This is a genomic window from Anabaena sp. FACHB-1237, assembly GCF_014696225.1.
Classification (GTDB): domain Bacteria; phylum Cyanobacteriota; class Cyanobacteriia; order Cyanobacteriales; family Nostocaceae; genus FACHB-1237.
The window spans coordinates 104,791-130,338 of sequence record NZ_JACJPV010000010.1; the positions used below are offsets into that span (position 1 = coordinate 104,791).

Sequence of the window (25,548 nt, forward strand, 5' to 3'; positions counted from 1 at the left end):
AATCGTGGGACATTAACGGGTCGATGTCCGAGTGGTTAAAGGAGACGGACTGTAAATCCGTTGGCTTACGCCTACGCTGGTTCAAATCCAGCTCGGCCCACCTGCAAGTTAGGGGTTGTAATCGCTAATTATGATAAATATTTAGTAGGATTACAACTCTTAACCTAACATCCTAAAGATGAGTACGATTTTTGCCCGTGTGGCTCAGTGGTAGAGCACACCCTTGGTAAGGGTGAGGTCACGAGTTCAATCCTCGTCACGGGCTTTTTATTGGAAATCCTGACTGTGTTTAGCTTTCAGAGTTGAAAGGAGTAAGCGGTAGCTGCCTCGAAATTTCGACAAAGCTGTTAAAATGTATTTAGTACATTCTTATAGAAATAGTAGTGAGTAAATCTGTATAATATTGATTAAGAACAATCACAACACCAATTTATCGAGATGCAAAATAAATAGGAAAGTATTCTCCAATGCGGATACAGCAAAGGAGGAATGCCTCCATTAAAGGTTTTGCCTTTATCATTTCTACCTGAGTAGATTGTAGCAGGTTTTATTAAATGGTAGAGATGTTAACTATGAAAAACTACAGTAAGTAACGGTACAAAAGCAAGTAAAAAAATCTGCCAATATTGTAATTTGCTTTCTGTAATTGGTTCTGACGGTGTTAATAATGCTTCTATTCTCTGTTCTAAACGATAGGAAGCACCCAAAGCAGCACAACAAATATCAGAAGTAAGATTATTATTACTAACCACTAATAACAGTGATTCAGCTAATAATAGAGGGTCAACTTGTGATGCAGCATAATTATCCGCGCGTATTTCTCGCAACATGAGTAATTCTTGCCATAAAACTTCCGTATTTGGCAACCAAACCGTACAAGAACGAACTACACCTAGCCAAAAAAACCAGAACGTATCCCTATAATGGTAATGCCCTTGTTCGTGGGCTAGAACGGTTTCTAGGTGTTCTGGAGAGAGTTTTTGTAGTAGCCCTTGACTAATTACTAACTCTGGTTGCCAAAAACCTATTTGTCCAGCGAATAGGGCTGAATTAGGCATAAGTCGAATTTGTTGATTACCAAGATGTAGAAATGGGTATTCACGGGCTGATTTTAAAGTTTTCCAACCTTGGTAGGCCAATTTAATAGCTAAAATTTGGAATAAACCTAATAAAATTAAGGCAAGTACATAACTCCATAAATCAGTATCCATTCCTCCCATTGTTCCTTGAGTTCCCATGCAAATTACAGCATTTGCCGTCATAAAAATTAGTAGGGGAGGAAAGAGAAATAAAAACAGTGTTTTTTGCCACCGTACTTGCCAATTACCTTGCGGTATTGTTCCCAGATATCGCAAACAATAGGCAATAGTTATAGCAGTGAGAATCATCAGTAGGTGCATAATATTGTCATTCTCCCCTAGCTTGTCGTGCTGCTTGAATACGTTTAGCGATCGCTTCTATTTGATTACTGGCTGCTTCATCTAAACTATCTGCAAAAGCAGCGATAACATCGGGATTTCCCACTGCTAAAAATCGCTGTAATTGTTCATGGGCTTTAATCACTTCTGCTTGTTGTTTGGTGAGTAATGGCCGCCAGTAAAAAGCCTTACCTTGTTTATCGCAAGCTAACCAACCCTTATCCGTGAGACGACGCAATACAGTAGTTACTGAAGTATAAGCTAATTCGCGGTTAGGATCTAAAAGTATGCGATCGTGTACATCTTTAACCGTAGCAGTATTTAGGTCCCAAACAATGTTTAGAATTTCCGCTTCTAAAGGACCTAGAGATAATTGTTTAGGACGATAATCAGGTAAAGGTGGCATATTTGCAGATGAGATAGTTTTGTTACTTATATATTTAGATTATCAGATCATATTGTTAAATGTTTTGTAATATTTTCTTGATATTTCGTGATAAAAGTTGCGAGACATTAATACAAACTTGACAGTCTTTACAAAAATTTACTTGTGTATCTTCTCAGGTACTTAGCTTAGTGGTATAATACGACTATTATCAATATAATGATCCATCTACATCTATGAGTAAATGTGTTAATCCTAACTGTTTACAGGAAAATTCACCCACATCTATTTTTTGTCAACATTGTGGCAATAACAATGATATTAAGTGAGAGATATCGTCTTATTAGATTAATTGGAGAGGGTGGGTTTGGGCGCACTTTTCAAGCAACAGATGAACAAAGATTAGATACTCCCTGTGTCATCAAACAATTTTTACCCCAACAGTCAGGAAGTGCTGCTTTAGAAAAAGCCACAGAATTATTTAAACAGGAGGCTTTTCGACTGCGAGATTTAGGAAAACATTCCCATATTCCTGATTTATTGGTATTTTTTTAACAAGAAGGAAGATTATATTTAATTCAAGAGTTTATCGAAGGTAAAAATCTGTTAGATGAAATTTTCAGGTAATATTTTCGAGGTAATATTGTAGGTCGAAAGTGTGACAACCATAGCAATTAAATCAGGGGATTAATTATTAGTATAGTCTAGTAAATTCCAATTCTCAAATTTAGGTAGGCAAGATGCCTACCCTACAATATGATACTAAACTGTAGCCTTTTCTAACATCAATTTAGAACGCTTCACTTGTTCAGGAATAGCTACAGGATAATTACCAGTAAAACAAGCAGAACAAAAACTATTTGTATCTTCTCTAGTGGTTGATAACATTCCTTCCCAACTTAAATAAGCTAGACTATCCACTTCTAACTGTTTAGCTATCTCTTCTACAGATTTTGTTGCAGCAATTAATTGATCCTGTGTGTCTGTATCAATTCCATAAAAGCAAGGATGGGTTACAGGAGGAGAAGATATTCTCATGTGTACTTCTGCTGCACCCGCATCACGTAACGCTTTAACTAATTTTCTGCTAGTAGTTCCTCTGACAATGGAATCATCAATTATTACCACTCGCTTACCAAATAAGACATCTTTTAACGGGTTCAATTTCATCTTAATGCCGGTTTCTCGCATACTTTGGGTAGGTTGAATAAATGTTCTACCGACGTAGCGATTTTTAATTAGTCCTTCTCCATAACCTATTCCTGATGCTTGAGAAAAACCAATGGCCGCAGGTATACCAGAATCAGGTACACCAAATACTATATCTGCTTCTATAGGTGATTCTTTGGCTAATTGTCTTCCTAACCGCATTCGATAGCTATATAATGTTTCATTGTGCATTAAACTATCAGGACGGGCAAAGTATATCATTTCAAAGATACACAATTTGCGTTGATGCTCTTGATTCCATGCAATTGATTCTAAGCCATTTTCAGTAATCCACACTAGTTCCCCAGGTTGAACATCCCGCAGATATTCAGCACCAATAATATCTAAACCGCAGGTTTCCGAGGATAATACATAACGTACTGGGTTATTTCCTAATTTCCCAATTACCAAGGGGCGAATACCATTAGGATCTCTGACTCCCATAATGCCATCAGGGGTAGCGATCGCTAAACTAAATGCTCCTTGACAACGATGAAAAGCCTTAATAGCAGCATCTACCCAACCTGCACCAGCATTAACTTCTTGGGCGATCGCATAAGCAATCATTTCTGAATCTGTACTTGTCACCAAATTACAATTATTTTTCAGTAATTCTTCTTTTAACTGTATAGTATTGACTAAATTACCGTTATGTGCTAAGGCTAATGCCCCTAAACGAGTTTCCACAATAGCAGGTTGAGCGTTAACCTTGCGACTAGAACCAGTAGTAGAATAACGGGTATGTCCCACAGCCAAATTTCCTGGTAAGACCTCTAACAACCGTTCATTGAAAACTTGAGACACCAAACCCATATCTTTATGATGGTGTACTACATCACCCTCAAAAGTAGCAATACCGGCTGATTCTTGACCTCGATGTTGAAGGGCATATAATCCAAAATAAGTTAATTTAGCCACATCCTCCTCTGGCGCGTAAATACCAAAAACACCACAGGCTTCTTGGGGCTTATCGGGGTAGTTTTCATCACTATTAATATCAATAGATTGATGACAAATATCAGAATCGTTAGGAATCATGCTGGTTTTGCTCCTGGTGAGGTATCTATCAAATTCAGAAGTTCAGAATTTCAGGAGTATGGCTTACGCCATTCTATCAGAATATTCCCTGATATATGGTATGAAACAATATTTTTCGGTTTTCTTAATTTATTGTCTTTTTTGCCATAGTTTTCTGTTTTCTGAACTCCTGTTCTTAGTCGCCATATTCTATCTTGGTGGATAGTTGTGAAATTCTTAATAAATCTTTAACCATCCATTAAAACATTACCGTACTTTCTCAGATTAGGGAATAGGTAATTGGTAATTGGTAATTGGTTATTGGGTAAAATATAATTCTCCTGACTCCTTGGGTTTAGCAGTGCTAACCCCCTACACATTGCCGCATAGATACTATTTTGCATAAATAAAAGGGGGGTTGCCAAAAATTTTCTCCTTGACACTTCCGAAAAAATCTGTTATCTTTGTGGTGATGAGGAAGAATTATCTATATCGCATAATCATATTAAAAGTAACAAAAGAAATTATAAATATGAATAAACATAAGATGAGTGGTTTTTATTATAAATAAAAAATTATAAAGATTTATATAAAAATGACAATAAATAAAACCAGAGTAAACATAAACTATATGAGGATTAAATCAGCTTAGTAATATATATATAAATTAGAAATTCAACAATAAACCATAATAAAGAACGGCTGAAATTGTTATCATACAAAAGTCATAGCCAATTAATTGTCAACAGCGATCGCCATTGTTGCAGCAACTAACACCTTAATTTACATTTTTATAACTATTACTACCATGATAATAAATACTTACTTATTCGCTGATCCCAGTTCCCTATTCCCTATTCCCAATTACCTGATCCTCCAAATTACAAAGTTACATTTCAGAATTGTCACAATTCTTAATAAATTAACAGTGACAACGCAAAACGTTCTAATCTAAAAACTGACTGAGTTGTTTTCCGACAACCTTATAGGCAATATTTCTGATACATATATCAACAAATATGTCAAGCCCAAAACGACTCAGATTTTAAAAATAAGCGCTTATTATTAGGAGTTTTAAACATCCGATGAGTGTTACTGCAAGTGGTGGAAGCTCTGTTGCGCGTCCCCAACTATATAAAACCCTCCCTGTAGCCACTATTTCCCAAGCGGAACAGCAGGATCGCTTCTTAGGAACAGGAGAACTGGGCGAACTCGCAAGCTATTTTGCATCTGGAGCAAAACGCCTGGAAATAGCTCAAATTCTCACAGATAATTCTGAAATCATCGTTTCTCGTGCTGCTAACCGGATTTTCGTTGGTGGTTCTCCCATGGCCTTCCTAGAAAAGCCTAGAGAACAACAACTGGCAATGGTGGGCGGTGGAGATGTTCAAGAAGGAATGAAACTAGGAACAGTCACCTACGTTGAAAGTCGTGGTGGTTTCTTTGAAAGTCTCCGTTCCATCTTCAACACCAGCGCTGGGGGCCCCACACCTCCTGGTTTTAGACCCATTAACGTCGCTCGTTATGGTCCTAGCAACATGGCCAAGAGTTTACGGGACTTATCCTGGTTCTTGCGCTATGCTACTTATGCGATCGTTGCTGGCGATCCTAACATCATTTCTGTGAATGTACGCGGATTAAGAGAAATTATTGAAAATGCTTGTTCTGGTGAAGCTACCATAGTTGCTTTACAAGAAATTAAATCCGCTTCCTTGTTCTACTTTCGTAAAGATGCTGTAGCTACAGACATTGTAACTCAGTACATGGATGTGTTATTAACAGAATTTCAAGCTCCTACACCATCTACTAAAGTTCGTCAACGTCCTTCTGGAGATCAACAAGGTTTACAACTACCTCAAATTTACTTTAACGCCGCCGAAAATCGTCCTAAATTTGTGATGAAGCCTGGTTTATCTGCGGCGGAAAAAACAGAAGTTGTAAAAGCAGCTTACCGTCAAGTATTTGAGCGTGATATTACCCGTGCGTATAGCTTGTCTATTTCTGACTTAGAATCTAAAGTGAAAAACGGTTCAATCTCCATGAAGGAGTTTATCCGTCGTTTAGCTAAGTCTCCCCTTTACCAAAAACAGTTTTACCAACCCTTTATTAACAGTCGCGTTATCGAGTTAGCTTTCCGTCACATTTTAGGACGTGGACCAAGCAGCCGAGAAGAAGTACAAAAATACTTTGCGATTATTTCTAACGGTGGTTTACCTGCTTTAGTGGATGCGTTAGTTGATTCTAGAGAGTATAGTGATTATTTCGGCGAAGAAACCGTTCCCTATATTCGTGGTTTAGGACAAGAAGCCCAAGAATGTCGTAACTGGGGACAACAGCAAGACCTGTTTAAATACAGCGCACCTTTCCGCAAAGTTCCTCAATTTATTACTACTTTCGCAGCTTACAAAAATCCATTACCCGATCAACATCCTTATGGTTCTGGTAACGATCCTTTAGAAATCCAATTTGGTGCGATTTTCCCCAAAGAAACCCGCAACCCCAGCAGCAGTCCTGCACCTTTTGGTAAGGATACCCGCCGGATCTTAATTCACCAAGGTCCTGGTATTAACAACCAACTCAGTAACCCCGATGCACGTGGTGTAGCCCCTGGTACTCTTGGTGCTAAGGTATTTAAACTAGATCAATTACCTGGTGCAATTGGTAAAAAAGGTACTAAAGGTCTAAGTGTTAAATTCGCAGAAAGCTCTGCCCAAGCAGTAATTAAAGCTACATATTTACAAGTTTTTGGTCGTGATGTTTACGAAGGACAAAGACTAAAAGTTGCAGAAATTAAGCTAGAAAATGGCGAAATTACTGTACGTGAGTTTGTACGGATGTTGGCGAAATCTGACCTATTCCGTAAAATGTATTGGACTTCTTTGTATGTGTGTAAGTCCATTGAGTACATTCACCGCCGTTTATTAGGCCGTCCTACCTACGGCCGTCAAGAAAACAATAAGTACTTCGACATTGCTGCTAAGAAAGGTTTTTACGCTGTTGTAGATGCAATTATTGACAGTGTGGAATACAGTGAAGCATTTAACGAAGACACTGTTCCTTATGAACGCTATTTAACTCCTGCGGGTGTATCTTTACGTCAACTGCGCGTTGGTACTATTCGTGAAGATGTCAATAAGGTTGAGAAGGAAGAAACTCCACGCTTTGTGGAACTGGGTGAAGTGACAGACCAAATGCGGACTCAGCCAGATATTGACTTCCGTATTAACCAAGGTGTTACTAAACAGCGTGAACAAACTAAGGTATTTAAGTTAGTTGCTAATACCGTTGACAAGGTTGCAGTACAAACTTTAATCGCTGCTGCTTATCGTCAGATTTTTGAACGGGATATCGCACCCTTTGTTCTGAAAAATGAGTTTACAGTCTTAGAAACTCAGTTGGGTAATGGCGAAATTTCCGTGAAGGAATTTATTGAAGGTGTGGGTTATTCGAACCTGTACACTAAGGAGTTCTATACACCTTATCCTAATACTAAAGTAATTGAGTTGGGTACTAAGCACTTCTTAGGACGCGCACCTATTGATCAAGCGGAAATTCGCAAGTATAACCAAATTTTAGCAACTCAAGGTATTAAGGCATTTATTGGCGCGATGGTCAATAGCGCAGAGTACGCCCAAGCCTTTGGTGAAGATACTGTTCCCTATCGTCGTTTCCCCACCTTACCTGCGGCTAACTTCCCCAATACTGAGAAGTTGTACAACCAGCTAACTAAACAAAATGATGATTTGGTTGTACCCAGCTTTGAAACAGTCAAGCCTCGGATTAAGAGTGAGAATACACCAATGTTAGGTAAAGCGATCGCTGACCTAGCAGCAGCAGCCAAGAAAATGGACAGGTCTAAACCCTTGTTTATTGAATTGGGTCGCTCTTTCAACGATAATGGTCAATCAGTAGAAGTTGGTGTAGGTACAAGTCGTCGTAGACCAACCCGCATTTATCGCGCTACCACTGGTACAAACTCTGCTGAAACCAATCAAGTAATTAACGCTATCTACGTTCAAGTAATGGACGTATTTAGTGGTCAAGTTCCTGAATATTTGCGTCGTTCTGACTTAGACAGCAAACTGCGTAATGGTGAAATTACCGTGCGTGAGTTTGTGCTGGAATTAGCAAGTTCAGAAATTTATCGGAAACGGTTCTATACACCTTATCCCAACACCAAAGTTATCGAGTTCCTCTTCCGTCACATTTTAGGACGCGCACCAGCAACCCAAGGTGAAATTCGTCAATATAACAAGATATTGGCGGATAGCGGTTTACGTGCGGCTGTGGAGACAATGGTTAATAGTCCAGAATACGCTCGTTACTTCGGTGAAGACGTTGTACCTTATAACCGTTTCCCCTCCTTACCTGCCGGTAACTACTTGGGTAGCGTAGAAGCACAAACTGATCTAGTTAAACAATCTTGGTCTAGTTTATCTCCTGCCGTATTAACAGGTCGTTCTAATAGCAGATAGCTGTCAGGAGATCGAGGAGTCAGGACTCAGGAGTCAGAATAAATAATTTTCTCCCTGTTTCCTGTTCCCTAAAAATGAGCAAATCTGAAAATTAATATTACAAAATATTAAGAACTGTCATAAATGCTCACCATAATGTCAGAGAATAATTTTCGTAAGGTAATTGAGTTTTCCCAGTTGCTTGTGTAATTACCTCAACTGAGTTAACCACTATAGTCAATATAGTGTTACCATTTTTAAGTTCAGGTTCATTAGTTTTGGAGGAATCCATTAATGAGTATCGTCACGAAAGCTATCGTGAATGCTGATGCAGAAGCTCGCTACCTCAGCCCCGGCGAATTAGATCGTATTAAGAGCTTTGTTGGTGGTGGCGCACAACGTCTCCGCATCGCTCAAGTTTTAACTGACAACCGCGAGCGCATTGTTAAGCAAGCTGGCGACCAATTGTTCCAAAAACGTCCTGATGTTGTTTCTCCAGGTGGAAACGCTTACGGACAAGAAATGACCGCTACCTGCCTTCGTGACCTCGACTACTACTTGCGTCTTGTAACCTACGGAATCGTTTCTGGCGATGTTACCCCCATCGAAGAAATTGGTATCGTTGGTGTACGTGAAATGTACAAATCTTTAGGCACTCCCATTGATGCTGTTGCTGGTGGCGTTGCTGCTATGAAGAGCGTTGCTTCTACCTTGTTATCTACTGATGACGCTGCTGAAGCTGGTGCTTACTTCGACTACGTTGTTGGTGCAATGGCGTAAGTTGAAGCTAAGATAGCTGTATAAACTGAAACCTTTTGCAATCAATTTGGAAATAAGGATATAACAACAATGCAAGACGCAATTACCTCTGTAATTAATTCCTCCGACGTTCAAGGTAAATACCTTGATACCTCTGCTTTAGAAAAGCTCAAAGGCTACTTCGCTACTGGTGAACTTCGCGTTCGTGCCGCAAGCACCATCAGCGCTAATGCTGCTGCGATCGTTAAAGAAGCTGTAGCTAAATCTTTGTTGTACTCTGATATCACCCGTCCCGGTGGTAATATGTACACCACTCGCCGTTACGCAGCTTGTATCCGTGACTTGGATTACTACTTGCGTTATGCTACCTACGCTATGTTAGCCGGCGACACCTCTATTCTTGAAGAGCGTGTATTAAACGGTTTAAAAGAAACCTACAACTCTTTAGGCGTTCCCGTTGGTGCTACCGTTTCTGCTATCCAAGCTATCAAAGAAGTAACTGCTAGTTTGGTTGGTCCTGACGCTGGTAAGGAAATGGGCGTTTACTTAGACTATATCTCCTCTGGCTTGAGCTAAGAGTGGGTTTGCACTTAGTTATTGCTCAGTGATTTAGGTGCGACTGATTAAGTCTGAAAATCAATTATCAGTGCCAGAAAGTTCTCTTGCTGATTGATTGTAAGTGTTAGCAGTCTAGTATTGATGATTGATTTTCGGACTTTGGAAAAAATAATTAAAGATTTTCACTCAAGATATTACTCAAGATTTTTGAGATAAATTTGAGATAAGTTTGAGATACAAAAGTTTCCAAATTTCCCAACATTATCAGGAGATTAAAAAGAAAATGGCTCGTTTATTTAAAGTAACTGCTTGTGTTCCTAGCTTAACTCGCACTCGCACCCAACGCGAATTACAAAATACTTATTTTACAAAGTTAGTTCCTTATGAAAACTGGTTCCGTGAACAACAACGGATTCAAAAAATGGGTGGCAAGATTGTTAAAGTTGAATTAGCTACTGGTAAGCAAGGTACTAACACTGGTTTGCTGTAATTGTTATAAATTCAGTTATAAATCAGATATAATTTGTGAGTTTATTTTATCAGATTTTCCAGGGGTCAGGGATGACCTCTTTTTTATCGGTATGCGGAGTGTGAAGTGCTAAGTTTGAGGGTTTAGCAGTGATTTTCTGCACTTACAGCACATTCCATCTACATGAGGTACACTATGAACACAGCAAGATGCCTGTGTTACAAGGGTTTTATCATTAACATCTGTACCTCATAATAACGGAAACTGTTGTATTTTTAGTTTTTTAGGACCGACGCAAGTCTCACACCAAAAATCTTTTGTTAAGCTGAAGGGATATGGGATTTGATCAATTCAGAAAGCAGTTAGAATATAAAACACAACTATATGGCAGTAAGTTAGTAGTTGTAGATAGATTTTATCCTAGCAGTAAAACTTGCCCTGATTGTGGAGAGAAAAATCTCAATTACCACTAACACAGAGAGTGTTTAAATGTGGTAAATGCGGTTTTGAGTGTGACAGAGATTGAAACGCGGCAACAAATTTAAAAAAAGAAGTGGTTAGATTAACCCTGTTAGCCGGTGGACTGGATAGTGCCGACACTTCTAAGATAAAGCAGGAAGAAAAAGGGAACTTTTGTTACCATTAGTTAGCTTTTTTGTATCAGCTGATAGCTTAGAGCTAAAACCTGACTCAGAAACAATCTTCAATCATTCACGTCATCTTACCCATGATACACATTATCCGCAAAACCATGAAGAGTCATTCTATTCGTTGGCAAAATACCAGTGCTGCACTCATGGCCATAGCCATTACTACAAGTGCAGCTACCCCCCTGTTTTACCTTAATCCAGCCCAAGCACAAACTTATAATCTCAATCAAAATCGCACAGTCACTATTCCTGCTAATGTCACATTACCAGTAAAATACGACAAAGAAAAAGTCATTGTCACACCTGGAGAAAAATTAGCACTCACATTAAAAATAGCTAATGATATTATTGACAGAAACCGGAATATTTTAATACCTGTCAATAGTCAAGTGATCGGTGAATTACAACCGGTCAATGCCAATACTACATCTTCGACAAATAACAAGCAAGGTGTACGTTTTGTAGCCAGTGAATTAGTATTTCCATCGGGAAAGAGACAAACAATTTCCGCTTCCTCTCAAATATTTACCAAAACAGAAATTATTACTAAAGGGACAAATACTGGCAAAATACTTACAGATGCTGCTATTGGCGCTGGTGCTGCTACATTAATCTCATTAGTCACTGGTAACAAAAAAATTGAAGTTTTAGAACCAGTTGGTGGTGCCGCAGCAGGTGCTTTAGCTAGTGTATTTTTAAGAAAACAAAAAGCTGAAGTTTTTGTTATTAAACCAGAAGATAATTTAGATATTACTCTCACTAGTAATTTGATCTTAGCTACTAATTAAAGCTATCAGTTATCAGTGAGGTACAGGTATTAATTATAAAACCCTTGTAGTGCCTTCTCGTAGGGTGTCGGTAGTATACTTACTAGGTAATTTTGTACCTCATCCACATATAATGTGTTACAGCAGGTTAGAGGTGTATGAGGTACAGTCACAGATTGAACAATTTTTAAAACTACCTTCTAAAATTGGTGTACCTCATTTACTCCAAAAGTGCTGTATCTATGAATTAAATCAGCTAAAATTCAACTATGAACGTAGTATTTCTTCACATAATTGTCGAAAATGGTCTCCCCTTTTTTCAAAATTAGGATATTGATCAAAACTAGCGCAGGCCGGTGATAATAATACCACGGATGCTTGATATTTTTTACCTAATTCTGCAGATCTAATAACAGCATTTTCCATTGTTTCCACAATTTCAAAATGATCATATCCTGAATTTTTTAATTTTTCTGCAAAAAACGTAGCAGCACTTCCTATTAATAAAACTGCGACTGCTTTACTTTTGATTTTTTCTATCCATGCTTTCTCATCTCCTGCTTTAGCTTCTCCTCCAGCAATTAAAATTACCGGACTTTTTACCGATGCCAAAGCAACTTCAGCCGCGTCATAATTGGTGGCTTTACTATCATTAATAAAGTCAATATTTTCCCATGTACAAATATACTCTAAACGATGAGATACACCTGGGAATTTTATCACAGCTTCGTTAATTGCCTCTATATTAATATTAGCTAATCTCGCTGCTCCCACAGACATTAACAAATTTTGTAAATTATGTTCTCCCACCATTTTTAAAGCAGAAGTAGGAACTATTTGTTGTGGTGTTGCATCAGCACTAAGTTTTTCTATAACCCAACCATCTTCAATATAAAACCCTTTTTCACCAATGAGGAATTTTGCACCTTTAACACTAGTCCAATAAGCATCTGGCCAATATTCTAAACCCAAATTATGCAAATAAGCATCATCACCATTTAATATTTGTTGCTGGGAACTTTTCAGCAATTTAGCTTTAATATTATAATAGTTTTCGAGAGTTTTATGTCTTGCTAAATGATCCGGTGTAAAGGTTGTAAAAATGCCAATTTGTGGCGATAAAGTAGAGGAAGACTCTATTTGATAACTGCTAATTTCCCCAACTATCCAATCTAATTTAGTTGGTAAATTGTGCTGATATAATGCTACTTCACAAGCAGCGTAACCTATATTACCACAGGCCGGAGCGTTTAATCCTGCGGTTTGAAAAATCGCTGCTGTCAGTGTGGTAGTAGTGGTTTTACCATTTGTACCAGTAATAGCAACCCAAGGTATATTTTTTAACTTACGCCAAGCTAGTTCTATTTCGCCAATAGTTTCAACGCCTAGCTGTCTAGCTTTGATTAAAAGAGGAATATCCCAAGGTACACCTGGACTAACTACAATAAGATCAGGTAAAGGAGGATCTAGTGCTGGTATGCAGCCAAGTTTAACAGTGATTTGTTCTGTAGCGAGTTGTTGTTGGTGTTTAAGAAGAGTTGAGGAGGTGCTACTATCACAAAGTTCAACCTCCCAACCTTCCCGTTGCAACAATCTTGCCCCAGCAACACCGGACTTTCCTAATCCAATCAATAAGGCTTGTGGCATAGACTGTATAAAATCCCTGGTTAAGCTACACTATCCTAACCTAAATTATAGCAAAAATCACACTTGTTTCATAAAAAATCATTCTGGAGGAATCATCCTTGATATACTTACCGATCTAAAGGCGCGGTGATTCTTGACGCTTCACTGACCCAATGTGCCAGTTGCGTAAGTCCTGATGATATTTAAAGGAGTTACAAAAGCGACCTCTTTGTTGACGATGCCTATGCGAAGTGCCTTTGTTCCCGTCATTTTTATCCAGAGTTTTAGCCTAAGTTGATACCAATAACTACTGCTAAACCCCTACTGACTCCTGATCAGAAATTACCTAATTTACTGGTTCAATTACTGCTTGTAACCCACGATTTGCTAAATTCATCATCATAGAACGTGCATTATCTGAATTACTAAATACCGCAACTTGAATCACTTGTTGACCTCTCCAAACTCTAGGAAAAGCATCTTTAGATAAGTCACTTAATAACTGCATTTGTTGTTGATTATTTACTAACACTAATACCCGATAGCGTGGAATTGTTCTACTAACTCGATAACGTGGAAAATTCTCTATCTTTCCAGTATTTCTCACTACTGGATCAGGATTTTCATAGGTTTGATAAGTTTCAACTTCCCCGTTATTTTTCACGTTTGAATTAGGTTTAATTGTTCCTAAATCTTGAGAAAGATTAGTCGGTTTCCTTGCTTGTGGTGCAACAAATTCAATTACGCCCGTATCATTTTGGGTACTATTAATATTAGTTCCAAATAATTGGGCTTGTTTTTGTGGACTATACTGTTCTAAATTACTATTTATCACAGAATTAGGTAATGGTGGTAATTGATTAGAACTACGATTATTTGGCTGTTGAAAAGTTTGTTTACTAGGAGAAATATTTCTTTTTTCTTGGCGTTGAGAATCAACCTGACTTTTAGCTCGGTTTACACCACTGAAGTCCAATTTACCGCGAATACGATTAGTAGCTAAATTATTACCACTCGCAAAAATTACTAGTTTTGCAGATTTAGCATTAATATCATAACGTTTATTACTTTTAAATAAGTTTCTTCCTGGATCATTACTACTACCTAAATCTGGTCTTCCTTGGGCAATTACTACTAAACCATCTTCTCTATTATTTTCAATGGTATTACCTCTTAATATCGGTGTAGAATTTGCTTGAACTATCACGCCAGAACGATTACTTTTTATTTTATTTCCTGTGATCAACGGTGCGGCATTTGCGATAATATTAATACCAAAACCAGTATCTTGAAACACATTTTCCCGAATTTCCGGACGAGCATTACCAGAAATTGTTATTCCATTGGCTCCATTGCGATAAAAATAATTATTGCTAATATTTGCTGTGGCATTACCTGCTACAGCAATACCATCTTGTGTATTTTGAGTAAATATATTTTCTTGCACTATACTATTATTTGATTCAATCCATAATCCAAAACCACGACTGTTGTTGTTAATTACTGTAACTCCACTAACACGACTTTGATCCTTGGTAACTATAGCTACATTTTGTGATCCAAAACTACGACTGAGATATTGTCCACCTCCATGAATAATTACAGATTTACCCTTGTTAGTAATATTACCTTGAATGGCTACACCTGGTTTAACAATTAAGGGAAAAACTTCTCCTGACTGGGTACTATAAGTGCCGTCAGCGAGGATAATTATACTATTGGAAGTTGCATTATTTAAGGCATGAGTGATGGTTTGCCAGGGTGCGTTTTCAGTACCGTTACCAGTGCTATCATTTCCTATATGGGGATGTACAAAGAAGAGATTTGCTGGATGAGTATTTTGGTGATTTTTGATGATTTGTGCAACTCGTCTAGGGGTTTGAGCCCTACTACTATGGGAGTTACTACCTAATAAGCATATAACACTTATTCCCACTACAGTTAAGGGGTAAACTGAACCATTTACAGATTGAAATAGGATATTCACAATTTTTTCTAAAGACATAATAGATCACACGCTCCGATAATAATTGTAGATTTTGGATTGTTATACTTTAAAGTTTTTCATGTCTGTTCTTGAATTATCCGTTTATTTTCCGAGATTTTTGAATCTGGTAACTATAAGTTTTTCTACTGTAAAACTTTGGTTATCTAAATGTAGCAAATATTAATAGTAGGAAAAGCATAATTAAATGGCATTTAAGTATTGACAATTAGTCTATATCTATTTCCTTGATCATAAACTCTTATTTGATCATTAGCAAATATACACTAAATACATATTATGGTATGATAATATATCTCTCCATAAGTTATGGAAAAATTAAAAAAACTTTAATATATTGCTTATATGTAATGTTATCTATTTAATAGATGTCCTGTGGTAATTCAATGTGCGTAATTTGAAACCCCTTCTAGGGACAATTCATTAATTCTCCCTACATTCATTTTCACTCCTATGTCTAATGTGTAGTTTTAATGTGTATTTTGTCATAGTTATATTTTGCAAATCTTATGAATTATCCAATGCCTGAACCCCAACCCCAGTATGAAGAAAACTGGGAAGAAGAACTAGATCACGCTATTTTCTCTTTTGATGATATTCAAGCTGAACTTAATTATAAACAGGCTAAAACAGCATTACGTAATTTAGTAAATAATCTTGATCTTTCTCCTCATGAAAAATTGGGCTTAGAAGTAACAATTATGGATTTAGAAACTATGCTAGATAAGTTAGAAAGCATGGTAGTACAAATAGCTGTTTTTGGTATGGTAGGACGTGGTAAGTCTTCTTTACTAAATGCTTTGGTTGGAGAAGATGTTTTTACAACTGGTCCTTTACATGGTGTCACTCGTGATGCACAAACGGTAAATTGGAGTATTCGGGAGGAGGCTTTAGGTAGTCTCAAGGTAACTTTACCTACTTTGGGACAGTCTCAGGTGGAATTAATTGATACTCCAGGTTTAGATGAGGTAGACGGAGAAACTCGTGCGGCTTTAGCTGAACAAATTGCTAAACAGGCTGATTTAATTCTGTTTGTTATTTCTGGAGATATGACAAAAATAGAACAAATGGCTTTATCTCAATTACGACAATTCGGTAAACCAATCATTCTAGTGTTTAATAAAGTTGATCAATATCCTCAAGCGGATAGATTAGCAATTTATGAGAAAATACGCGATGATCGTGTCAGAGAGTTACTTTCTCCTGATGAAATAGTTATGGCCTCTGCTTGCCCTATGGTTAAACGGGCTGTACGTCGTCCTGATGGTACTATGGGGGTAAAATTAGAACGCGGTAATTCTCAAGTTGATGATTTGAAGTTGAAGATATTGGAAATTCTCCATCGTGAAGGTAAGGCTTTAGTAGCTTTGAATACTATGCTATATGCGGATGTGGTCAATGACCAAATTATTCAACGTAAGTTAATGATTAGAGAAGAACAAGCTAATAAGTTAATTTGGAAAGCTGTGATTACTAAAGCATTGGCGATCGCTCTCAATCCTGTTACAGTAGTAGATATCCTAAGTGCAGTAATTATTGATATTTCCCTGATTTTAGGCTTATCTAAACTTTATCATATTTCTATGACAGAAGCCGGTGCTGTACAACTTTTACAAAAGATTGCTATGAGTATGGGAGGTATTGCTGCTAGTGAGTTATTTGCTAATTTAGGATTAAGTGGATTAAAAACTTTATTGGGAATATCCGCAACTGCCACAGGAGGAATAGCATTAGGTCCGTATTTATCCGTTGCTATGACACAGGCAGGAGTGGCCGGTGTATCATCCTATGGTATCGGACAAGTTACAAAAGCATATTTAGCTAATGGTGCAACTTGGGGACCAGATGGACCAAAGGCAGTAGTAAATCGTATTTTGTCAACTTTAGATGAAACTTCTATTTTAAATCGCATTAAAGATGAACTACTCACTAAAGTTAATGCAAGAAATCAAGTATAAAAGGAGAGGGAACGGCCGTTCGCCTTTACAGGAGTCAGCAGAATTACATTTTACCCAATTACCAATTATGACATCTTCCCAAATATTAGAACAATCTGTTATAATTAATACATCATCTACCATTGTGGAACAGTGTATCACTGAGTTACATCTAATGCACCAGTGGCTAAACCCTGTACTGCGATGTGAACCCGTAGACGAAATATGGAGTACAGAAGTTGGTAGTCACAGTCGTTTTATCATTCAAGTGCCTCTATTATACCCAACCTTAAATGTTGTAGTTGTGGAAAGACAACCTGGTTTAATAGTTTGGGGTTTTGAGGGTTTTTTTCAAGGGTGCGATCGCTGGGAATGTCAACCATTAAATGATCATACATTGTTGCCCTGCACATTACTAATTAATCGCTTTGAGTATTCTATTCCTAACCCTATCATCAGTTGGGGATTTAATAAATTTGCCCTATCTTGGACACAAAAAGATATGGAGGCACAATTACAAAGACTTAAACAGGTCGCAGAACGTCCACATTAATAATTTACTATTATTACAGCAATTTTTATCTATTTATCTAATTTAAGCCACAAAATGAGGTAAAATTGGGTAAGGGTATTATTTAATTATAGAATCTACACATTGACAGAATCAACCAAATATAGAGTATAGCTTTTGGGCATTTTCAGATGATTTTTTGATGATTTTTGAGCGATAGCTTCGTTCACCGTAGCCATCGGATCGGAAGTTAATCGCCAAAAACCTCAAAAGACGGGTTTTTCTGGTCCCTATTTTTTTACCACCTTATTTTCTCAAATGATTGCCAAATCTCATCTTCAACCCTCTTTTCAACCGTTAAGAAAAATTTACTATATAACTTGCAAATTAAAAAATTATGAGATATAATTATTAATCTGTGTGAAAGCTGTAATATCTTTGGGCATAAAAATAAAATTTGGGCACAAAAAACCGTTAGCTTACTAAAAATTATAAGTAAGCCAATGGGTATAAAACGTGCTTGTGTAGATTACCATTGAATGCAGTCAATAGTAAATGACCACAATGTCGTTTTGCCTGAAGTAATTTAGTTTTGATGTTATGTCATGTTTTAGAACTACATCAAAGGCCGATGACATACTTTTGCCACTCTTGATGAAGCCCACTTTTCACGTGTTTTGTCACCTCAAAGTAAAGGCTACTGTGAGGTTGTCTAGGGGGATGCCGTAAAGGCATACGCGCTTCTTGAGGTGTACGATTGCCCTTTTTGATATTGCAGCGCACACAAGCCGTAACAATATTTTCCCAGGAATCGCCACCGCCACGCGATCGCGGTAATACGTGATCTAGGGTCAACTCATCCCCTGCGTAACCACAGTATTGGCAAGTATGACCATCACGATGTAAGATATTTCGGCGAGTTAAAGGAATTTCCTTGTAAGGAACACGAACGTAATGACGCAACCGGATCACGGTTGGTAGGGGAAAACCCGTGTAGAGGCATTTCCCATTATGTTCTAAGCGTTCTGCTTTACCTTTAATCAGTAAAACCGCAGCACGTCGCCAGTTGGTGATGTTAAGCGGCTCATAGGATGCGTTTAGGACTAAGACCTTCCCCATTGGTATTAGGTTTGGATTAGTTTTGGGCATGATTTTTACTGATTCTAACACAAATCTATCCTGTTGGGGAAATTAAGTAGTTAATTGTTTGCTAACTTTCCCTAACTGATGCTATACTTATTTTCATGGCATACATACCTAATAGAATTAGAGCTTATGTTTTTCACTGAGTAAAATATTACTGTTAATTAACTGCCCGCTTCATAAGCTGTTTTAATCCATAATTCCCGCGCTTGATTAATATTGATCATTATCTCTTGTAGGGTTTATGCTTGAGTAGAACATCCAGGTAAATTTTTTATTTCTGCTACATAACCAAAGATACTCACTACTCTACTAATTGCTGAAAATGGCTATCTTTGTTTTAAATACTTGAGAATACCATAAGCAATACCTTGAGCCATACGGGTTTGATATTCTGGAGAACCTAAACGTGGGTTATCTTCGCTACCAGTCATATAACCAGTTTCCACTAGAATAGCTGGTATAGAGTTTTTTCTGAGCACATAAAACCTGGCTTTGCGAGTACCACGATTTTTAAGAGTGCTAATATTATCCAAAATACTATTTCTTACTGTGTCTGCTAAAGCATAACCACTTTCAAAATAGTAAACTTCTAAACCATTCACATCAGGACGATTATCCACAGAATTAGCGTGAATACTCACAAATAAATTAGCATTGACTCGTTTAGTAATATCTACCCTTCCTTGTAATTCTACAAAAAAATCAGCATCTCTCGTAAGTACAGCGTGAACACCATTTTCTTCTAAAATTCTGGCCACTTTGAGGCTAATAGGTAAAACTACATCCTTTTCTAGTAAACCACCTAAACCTGGAGCACCAGAATCTTTACCACCATGACCAGGATCTATCACTACTAATACTTTACCATTGCGAAGGGGTTGGCGATCGCTCACATCTGTGGGGATATTACGAGGTTCAGGAATAGAAATACCCAGGTCATTTTTTCGCTTATTCTTTAACTCCAAGGTTAATAAACCAGGGCTTACTTGACTAAGTTCACCAAAACTCACACCGGGAGCAGGTTGTACTAAGATCACTACATCATCAGGTTTTTGCGGTTGTAGTCTAATTCTGAAAATCGGGCTATTACTAGCAAATTGTGGACCTTTCACACGAGGATCTAACTTAGCATTAGGTATAGTAATACGGAAAAGACCCGAACTTTCATCCCAACTTCCCGTAGCATTTACAGATTGATCTGCACTGATGATTAATTGTGTACCGTTACTTGATATATCTAATGATTTAATAGTTGCAGACCTATTTTGTTCAATAGGTTGTATATTATCACGATTTATATTAGATAATTTACCATCTTGACGAGGTAATACCACAAAACCATTGTTACCTATCACCCTGGCATCCCAAATAGTATAATTATTATCTAATTCTAAAGTCATACGAACCGTAGATTTACCATTATCAAACGGATTAAACTGGATTCTGCGTACACCGTAACGGTTGATTAATAAATCTTGTTGTTCTAGACGTGAAGATAATACAGCATCAACAATATCAATGTTTATAGTTTTTTGATCCGGACTAATATCTACTTCCAATTGAGGGTTTTTACCTGTGGTACTCACATAAAAACCATCTTTAGTCACTCGTAATTTATGAATTTGAGTAATTCTGGCTTCAGAAGAGATATCAACATTCCTTTGCGTATTACCACCATAATTATTGACATGATTAGAGTTATCATTATTAATTGGTAATGAAGATATGTTTTCCGATTCTGTGCTAATAGTAGAAGATGGAGAAATAGGTTCAGGATCCGGTAATTGGATTAACCAACGGTTACGCCCCGGAACAAATTTAACTTGTTGAGGATTTAAAGTATAACCAGGACTAATTTCTACTACTACCCGTGTAGTTTGTTCATCAAATTGGCCAATGCGTAAAGCTCGAATCTTACCACCAATGGGTTGAATATACTGGGGACGGCCAAATTCAGTACCTGGTAAATCTATAACCAAGCGTGTAGGATTAAATATTAATTGTGCTTGGGGTTGAACAGTATTAGAAGTATTAATTTCTAACAGATTTCGTTGCGGATCAAATCGCCAAGATTGTAATTGTGCTGCCATCGCTGGGGCTGAAACAGCCAAAATTGTTCCTAAAGTCGTAGGTATGAACCAATGTAATTTCACGGTACTTGCTCCTCAAATAATATACCGAAAATAATTGAGTTTATCGTGATCTCAGGTATTGAAGAATACCTTGAGCGATCGCTTCTGCCATTTGATTCTGATATGCTGAAGTTCTTAAATTAGCTGCATCTTCTCTCCCCGTCACAAAGCCCGTTTCTACTAAAATCGAAGGCATAGAAGTCTTACGTACAACATAAAATCTGGCTTTACGAACCTTCCTATCTTTAACATTAATCCGACGTAAAATTTGATTATGCACAAGTTGTGCTAGTCTAACACTATTATCATAATAATAATAGGTTTCTAAACCATTCACTTCAGGACGACTTGCACCAGCAGAATTAGCATGAATACTGACAAATACATCTGCATTTACTCTTTCTGCCAATGCCACTCTACCAGGTAAGGTAACAAAGAAATCCGCATTTCTCGTCATGACGACTTGAATCCCATTTTGTTCTAAAATTTCTGCTATTCTTTGCCCAATGGGAAGAATAACATTTTTCTCCTGTAGTCCTCCTATACCCACAGCACCAGAATCTTTGCCACCATGGCCAGGATCAATTAATACTACTAATTTGCCTTTACGAATAGGTTTACGAGGTGTAATTATGGGTTGTTCCCTTTCGTTGGGATCTGGTAATTGTCCTCTTTCGGGTAGGGTAGGATTAATTAAAGGAGGTCTAATTTGACTCGTATATCTTTGTAATTGTAATCCTACCAGATTATTTTCTATTTGATTGATACTGCCAAAACTAACACCAGATGCGGGTTGTAGCAGTATCACAACTGTATTGGGTTGCTGTTGTAACCTGATTCTCAACAAAGGGCTATTATTGCGATTGATAACAGGATCTTCTATGGTGGGAGATATTTTAGCATTGGTAATGGTAATCCGAAATAACCCAGAACTCCGATCCCAACCACTACTTGCGGATATATTTTGATCAGCTTTAATTAATAATTTTGTGTCATTTTCTGTTAATTCCACACTTTCAATAGTGGCTAAATTTTCATTATTACTAATTGTTTCTGAATTGGGAACTTCTGAGATATTTGTGTTGCTTCGGGAAGGTAATAAAACTAACCCTGTGCTGCTAGAACTAACACGAAAATTAGGAGTATTTTCATTAACTTTGAGTAAAACACGCACACTAACTGGTGTGGTAGATAATTGAGTAAACTCAATAGAGTTCACGCCATATTTATTAACTACTAATGTCCTATTAATTAAATTAGGTGATAAATTTGTGTTGGGAATATCAATAAAAATAGTTCGGCGATCGCGGCTTCTAATTATATTTGGTTCGGGATTATTTCCACTAGTACGCATGAAAAAACCATCCCCAGTCACTAAAAAAGTTTCTAACTCAGTCCCACCTTTACTATTATTAATACTTGGCGGAATTTGTCTAGCGCTAGTATTTTCTTCTATTACCGGATCATTATTATTATCATTAGAAGTCTCTGGTCTGATAGCAGTTATTCCAGAAGTTATTTCTGGTAATTTCACTGTCCAACTATTACCTTTTTTCACCGCAAATTTCACTTGTTGCGGATCTATGGTATAACCAGGATTAAATTCTACTACGATCCGCGCAGTTTGACTATCTACCTGACCAATGCGAATTTCTCGTACCTTACCACCAATTTTCTGATTCGACATGGAACGTCCCCATTGTACACCTGGTAAGTCAATCACTAAACGGGTGGGGTTAAATACTAGTTCTGCTTTGGGTTGTACTACCGTAGAAGTTTTAAACTCTAGCACATTCTGAGAACGATCAAATCTCCATGTTTCTAATTTAGCAGCTAAGGTTGGAGATGATAATAATAATACTGTGGTAAAAGTTCCGGGTAATAACCAATATAAGTTCAAAATTTATTCTCCTAATTTTAGATTTACTTTAAGAGCTAAAGCTCAACTACGTAGCTTTACCTTGAGAACTAAAGCTCAACTACATTATAAAAAATACCCACCATTGTCAATTATTGACATAAATTGGCGGGTTATAGTGCCTAATTTCTCAAAAAACATTCAATCTTAAACCAGAAAATATGGAAAGGAAGATCATTATCAACGGTTAATTAACGAGCTTATGATGATTGCGCCGAAGAGCTTGCTGAAGCATCACTGCTTGGCGTGTCTGGAAACACTAATCTTAACAGTGGAGGTGCCAAAAACGTGGTGAGAATTACCATCATAATAATTGCCGCACCTAGTGGTTTAGAAAGCACACCACTAGCTGATCCTACACCAGCAAATACTAATCCTACTTCACCTCTGGGAATCATCCCCACACCAATAGCTAGACGATTAATCCCGGGTTGACCAAATACTGTTAATCCTGTAACTACTTTACCAATAATTGCCACCGCTATCAGGAAACTTGCCATTATTAAACCTTCTCGGTTACTGGGAATAGCAGGATTTAATACTCCTAAGTCTGTTTTTGCCCCAACGGTAACAAAGAAAATTGGTACCAGCATATCTGCAATGGGAAGCACTAATTTTTGCAGTTCTTTACGTTTATCGGTTTCTTCCAGAATTAAACCTGCGGCAAATGCTCCTAAAATGGCTTCTAATTGAATTACTGAAGCTAGATATGCCATAATAAAAGCGAAAATGAAAGCAGGTATGATTAATTCACCTCTGGTTTTGAGTTGATCAGCGATCGCTACAAATACTTTATTAAATACATTACCTAAAACAATCGCACCTACTAAAAAAGCTGTAGCACTAATTATCAAATAAACAACCTTAGCAATATCCACTTCTCCAGTTTTAGCTAAACTACCCACCACAGCTAACACAATAATTCCTAGTACATCATCCATCACTGCTGCACCAAGAATAATTTGCCCTTCCCGTGAATTTAATTTGCCTATTTCTGACAGCACTTTAGAAGTAATACCTATACTAGTAGCAGTTAACGCCGCACCAGCAAAAATAGCCGGGATAGGATCAATCCCAAATATGGCTATTAACCCCACTGTACCTACAGCAAAGGGAACGGCTACCCCTACTACTGCCACCACAGTAGCCTGTATACCCACTGCCATCAAGTCTTTTAAATTAGATTCTAAACCAATCTCAAACAAAAGAATGATTACACCCAATTCTGATAATACAGAAATTACCTCCGACTGGGCAGCAAAAACCTGGGGTGTAGCTTCTGGAGTTAAACCTGCGGTAGCTTGGAGAAACTTCATAATTACAGAACTAGAACTTTCTACACCTGTTTCTGGAAATACTAATAGGTGTAATACTGATACCCCTATAATTACACCACTTACTAATTCACCTAATACGGGTGGTAGCCCCACTTTGTTGGATAGTTCTCCCCCTAGTTTACTAGCAAAATAAATTACTACTAAACTCAATAATACTGATGCTAATACCAGAGAACTATCTGCGGTTTCTGTGGTACTAGCAAACAATGGAACTGGAAAGTTGATCACACTGAAAAACTGCATTGGAGTTGTTACGATCATTTTTTGAGTTTTACTATTTTAGGACATAACTCAGGATAAATTTTCACTCACCGCGCAAATTACTATTTCTATTCATTATGTTTTGAATTACATAATTTTAGGTTTTTTGGACTAATTCACAAAACCTGGTTACAAAAAATGTAACGAAATGTACTTTTAAGTGATTCAGTGTGAAACTAGATAAGTGCAGAGTCAACAAAAATAGAGGAGTCTATCAAACCATGTTAAAAACTGCGTTATTCCCTAATAAAACTAGAAACTGGTGGCAAAGTTTACCTTTAAGTTTCTTGTTATGTGTAGTGTTTATCTTACCAGCAACCGCCCAGGAGAGAGAAAGATTGTTGCGAACTTTAACTGTTACTGGTAGAGGCATAGAAAACGTCCCTACCACTTTATCCCAAGTTAGTTTAGGCGTGGAAGTACAGGGAAAAACTCCCCAAGAAGTACAAAAAGAAGCAGCACGTAGATCTTCATCAGTAGTAGATTTACTTAAGAATCGCAATGTTTACAAGTTACAAACTACAGGAGTAACTCTCAATCCTATTTACAGCTATACTAATAATGTCCAAAAAATAACAGGTTATACCGCCAGCAATACTGTTAGCTTTCGTGTAAAGACTGATGAAACTGGTAATTTATTAGACGAAAGTGTTAAAGCCGGAGCAACACAAATTAATGGTATCAGTTTTGTCGCTAGTGAAGATGCGATCGCCAGCGCCCAAAAAATAGCCCTGAAAAAAGCTACCCAAGATGCCCAGGATCAAGCAAAAGCAGTTCTCAGCAGTTTAGGACTAGAACAAAAGGACATTGTAAACATTTCTATTAATGGTGCCACACCCGCACCTCAACCTATAGTTTATCGCACAGAAGGATTAAAAGCAAATATGGCAGATGCTTCTACTGCCATCGTCCCTGGAGAACAGGAAGTACAAGCATCTGTAATGTTGCAAATAACCTATTAGGTAATTGGTAATTGGTAATTGGTAATT

Annotated in this window: 19 protein-coding genes and 2 tRNA genes; 12 read left to right on the forward strand and 9 right to left on the reverse strand. The window is 37.5% G+C overall.

Translation table 11 applies throughout. The features are described from left to right. Positions 1-17 precede the first annotated feature (17 nt). Together H6F32_RS07680 and H6F32_RS07685 are read left to right on the forward strand one after the other, a co-directional pair. Positions 18-100, forward strand: a tRNA-Tyr gene (locus tag H6F32_RS07680). 93 nt (positions 101-193) lie between these two features. Beyond that, positions 194-265: transfer RNA gene (locus H6F32_RS07685), tRNA-Thr, on the forward strand. Positions 266-566: 301 nt separating this feature from the next. Here the strand turns inward: H6F32_RS07685 and H6F32_RS07690 are convergent. Further along, positions 567-1,400 (reverse strand): M56 family metallopeptidase, encoded by an 834-nt coding sequence (locus H6F32_RS07690; RefSeq protein WP_190368736.1) that lies wholly within the window; start codon positions 1,398-1,400, stop codon positions 567-569. A gap of 7 nt (positions 1,401-1,407) precedes the next feature. Continuing rightward, entirely contained in the window at positions 1,408-1,824 is a 417-nt protein-coding gene (locus H6F32_RS07695) for a BlaI/MecI/CopY family transcriptional regulator (protein ID WP_190368737.1), read from the reverse strand. Positions 1,825-2,106: 282 nt separating this feature from the next. Between H6F32_RS07695 and H6F32_RS07700 the strand changes: the two genes are divergently transcribed. After that, positions 2,107-2,358: a hypothetical protein gene (locus H6F32_RS07700; RefSeq protein ID WP_190368738.1), complete on the forward strand. Its 252-nt coding sequence runs from the start codon at positions 2,107-2,109 to the stop codon at positions 2,356-2,358. Between the two features lie 207 nt (positions 2,359-2,565). Here the strand turns inward: H6F32_RS07700 and purF are convergent, their stop codons facing one another. Then, positions 2,566-4,050 (reverse strand): amidophosphoribosyltransferase, encoded by a 1,485-nt coding sequence (gene purF / locus H6F32_RS07705; RefSeq protein WP_190368739.1) that lies wholly within the window; start codon positions 4,048-4,050, stop codon positions 2,566-2,568. 1,064 nt (positions 4,051-5,114) lie between these two features. Here purF and H6F32_RS07710 point away from each other — a divergent pair. From H6F32_RS07710 to H6F32_RS07735, 6 genes are all read left to right on the forward strand, one after another. Continuing rightward, complete coding sequence (locus H6F32_RS07710; protein WP_190368740.1) at positions 5,115-8,504, forward strand: phycobilisome rod-core linker polypeptide; 3,390 nt, start codon at positions 5,115-5,117, stop codon at positions 8,502-8,504. A 273-nt stretch (positions 8,505-8,777) separates the two neighbouring features. After that, positions 8,778-9,263: an allophycocyanin subunit alpha gene (apcA, locus tag H6F32_RS07715; RefSeq protein ID WP_190368741.1), complete on the forward strand. Its 486-nt coding sequence runs from the start codon at positions 8,778-8,780 to the stop codon at positions 9,261-9,263. A gap of 69 nt (positions 9,264-9,332) precedes the next feature. Further along, positions 9,333-9,818: an allophycocyanin subunit beta gene (apcB, locus tag H6F32_RS07720; protein ID WP_190368742.1), complete on the forward strand. Its 486-nt coding sequence runs from the start codon at positions 9,333-9,335 to the stop codon at positions 9,816-9,818. A gap of 265 nt (positions 9,819-10,083) precedes the next feature. Then, positions 10,084-10,290 carry a phycobilisome linker polypeptide gene (locus H6F32_RS07725; RefSeq protein ID WP_190368743.1) on the forward strand — a complete coding sequence of 69 codons (207 nt, stop codon included), beginning with the start codon at positions 10,084-10,086 and terminating at the stop codon, positions 10,288-10,290. 314 nt (positions 10,291-10,604) lie between these two features. Further along, complete coding sequence (locus tag H6F32_RS07730; RefSeq protein WP_190368744.1) at positions 10,605-10,742, forward strand: zinc ribbon domain-containing protein; 138 nt, start codon at positions 10,605-10,607, stop codon at positions 10,740-10,742. Between the two features lie 278 nt (positions 10,743-11,020). Then, positions 11,021-11,707 carry a conjugal transfer protein TrbI gene (locus H6F32_RS07735; RefSeq protein ID WP_190368745.1) on the forward strand — a complete coding sequence of 229 codons (687 nt, stop codon included), beginning with the start codon at positions 11,021-11,023 and terminating at the stop codon, positions 11,705-11,707. Positions 11,708-11,953: 246 nt separating this feature from the next. Here H6F32_RS07735 and murD read toward each other — a convergent pair whose 3' ends face one another. Together murD and H6F32_RS07745 are read right to left on the reverse strand one after the other, a co-directional pair. Further along, a complete protein-coding gene (gene murD, locus H6F32_RS07740; protein ID WP_190368746.1) occupies positions 11,954-13,333 on the reverse strand; it encodes a UDP-N-acetylmuramoyl-L-alanine--D-glutamate ligase in 1,380 nt (459 codons plus the stop codon). A 325-nt stretch (positions 13,334-13,658) separates the two neighbouring features. Continuing rightward, a complete protein-coding gene (locus tag H6F32_RS07745) occupies positions 13,659-15,317 on the reverse strand; it encodes a DUF1565 domain-containing protein (protein ID WP_190368747.1) in 1,659 nt (552 codons plus the stop codon). Between the two features lie 509 nt (positions 15,318-15,826). Between H6F32_RS07745 and H6F32_RS07750 the strand changes: the two genes are divergently transcribed. Together H6F32_RS07750 and H6F32_RS07755 are read left to right on the forward strand one after the other, a co-directional pair. Beyond that, the gene (locus H6F32_RS07750) at positions 15,827-17,275 is read left to right on the forward strand and encodes a GTP-binding protein (protein ID WP_190368748.1); all 1,449 of its coding nucleotides are present in this window, start codon (positions 15,827-15,829) and stop codon (positions 17,273-17,275) included. Between the two features lie 67 nt (positions 17,276-17,342). Next, positions 17,343-17,807 carry an SRPBCC family protein gene (locus tag H6F32_RS07755; RefSeq protein ID WP_190368781.1) on the forward strand — a complete coding sequence of 155 codons (465 nt, stop codon included), beginning with the start codon at positions 17,343-17,345 and terminating at the stop codon, positions 17,805-17,807. 579 nt (positions 17,808-18,386) lie between these two features. Here the strand turns inward: H6F32_RS07755 and H6F32_RS07760 are convergent. The 4 genes from H6F32_RS07760 to H6F32_RS07775 form a co-directional block, all read right to left on the reverse strand. Next, on the reverse strand, positions 18,387-18,884 hold the full coding sequence (locus H6F32_RS07760) for an HNH endonuclease (protein ID WP_190368782.1): 498 nt from the start codon (positions 18,882-18,884) through the stop codon (positions 18,387-18,389). A 353-nt stretch (positions 18,885-19,237) separates the two neighbouring features. After that, entirely contained in the window at positions 19,238-21,064 is a 1,827-nt protein-coding gene (locus tag H6F32_RS07765) for an N-acetylmuramoyl-L-alanine amidase (RefSeq protein ID WP_190368749.1), read from the reverse strand. Between the two features lie 40 nt (positions 21,065-21,104). Next, positions 21,105-22,943: an N-acetylmuramoyl-L-alanine amidase gene (locus H6F32_RS07770; protein WP_190368750.1), complete on the reverse strand. Its 1,839-nt coding sequence runs from the start codon at positions 22,941-22,943 to the stop codon at positions 21,105-21,107. A 218-nt stretch (positions 22,944-23,161) separates the two neighbouring features. Continuing rightward, positions 23,162-24,541, reverse strand: coding sequence for a cation:proton antiporter (locus H6F32_RS07775; protein WP_190368783.1), 1,380 nt, complete (start codon positions 24,539-24,541; stop codon positions 23,162-23,164). Between the two features lie 239 nt (positions 24,542-24,780). Here H6F32_RS07775 and H6F32_RS07780 point away from each other — a divergent pair, with 239 nt between their 5' ends. Then, positions 24,781-25,521, forward strand: a complete 741-nt coding sequence (locus H6F32_RS07780) for an SIMPL domain-containing protein (RefSeq protein ID WP_190368751.1) — start codon at positions 24,781-24,783, stop codon at positions 25,519-25,521. The last annotated feature ends 27 nt before the right edge of the window (positions 25,522-25,548 follow it).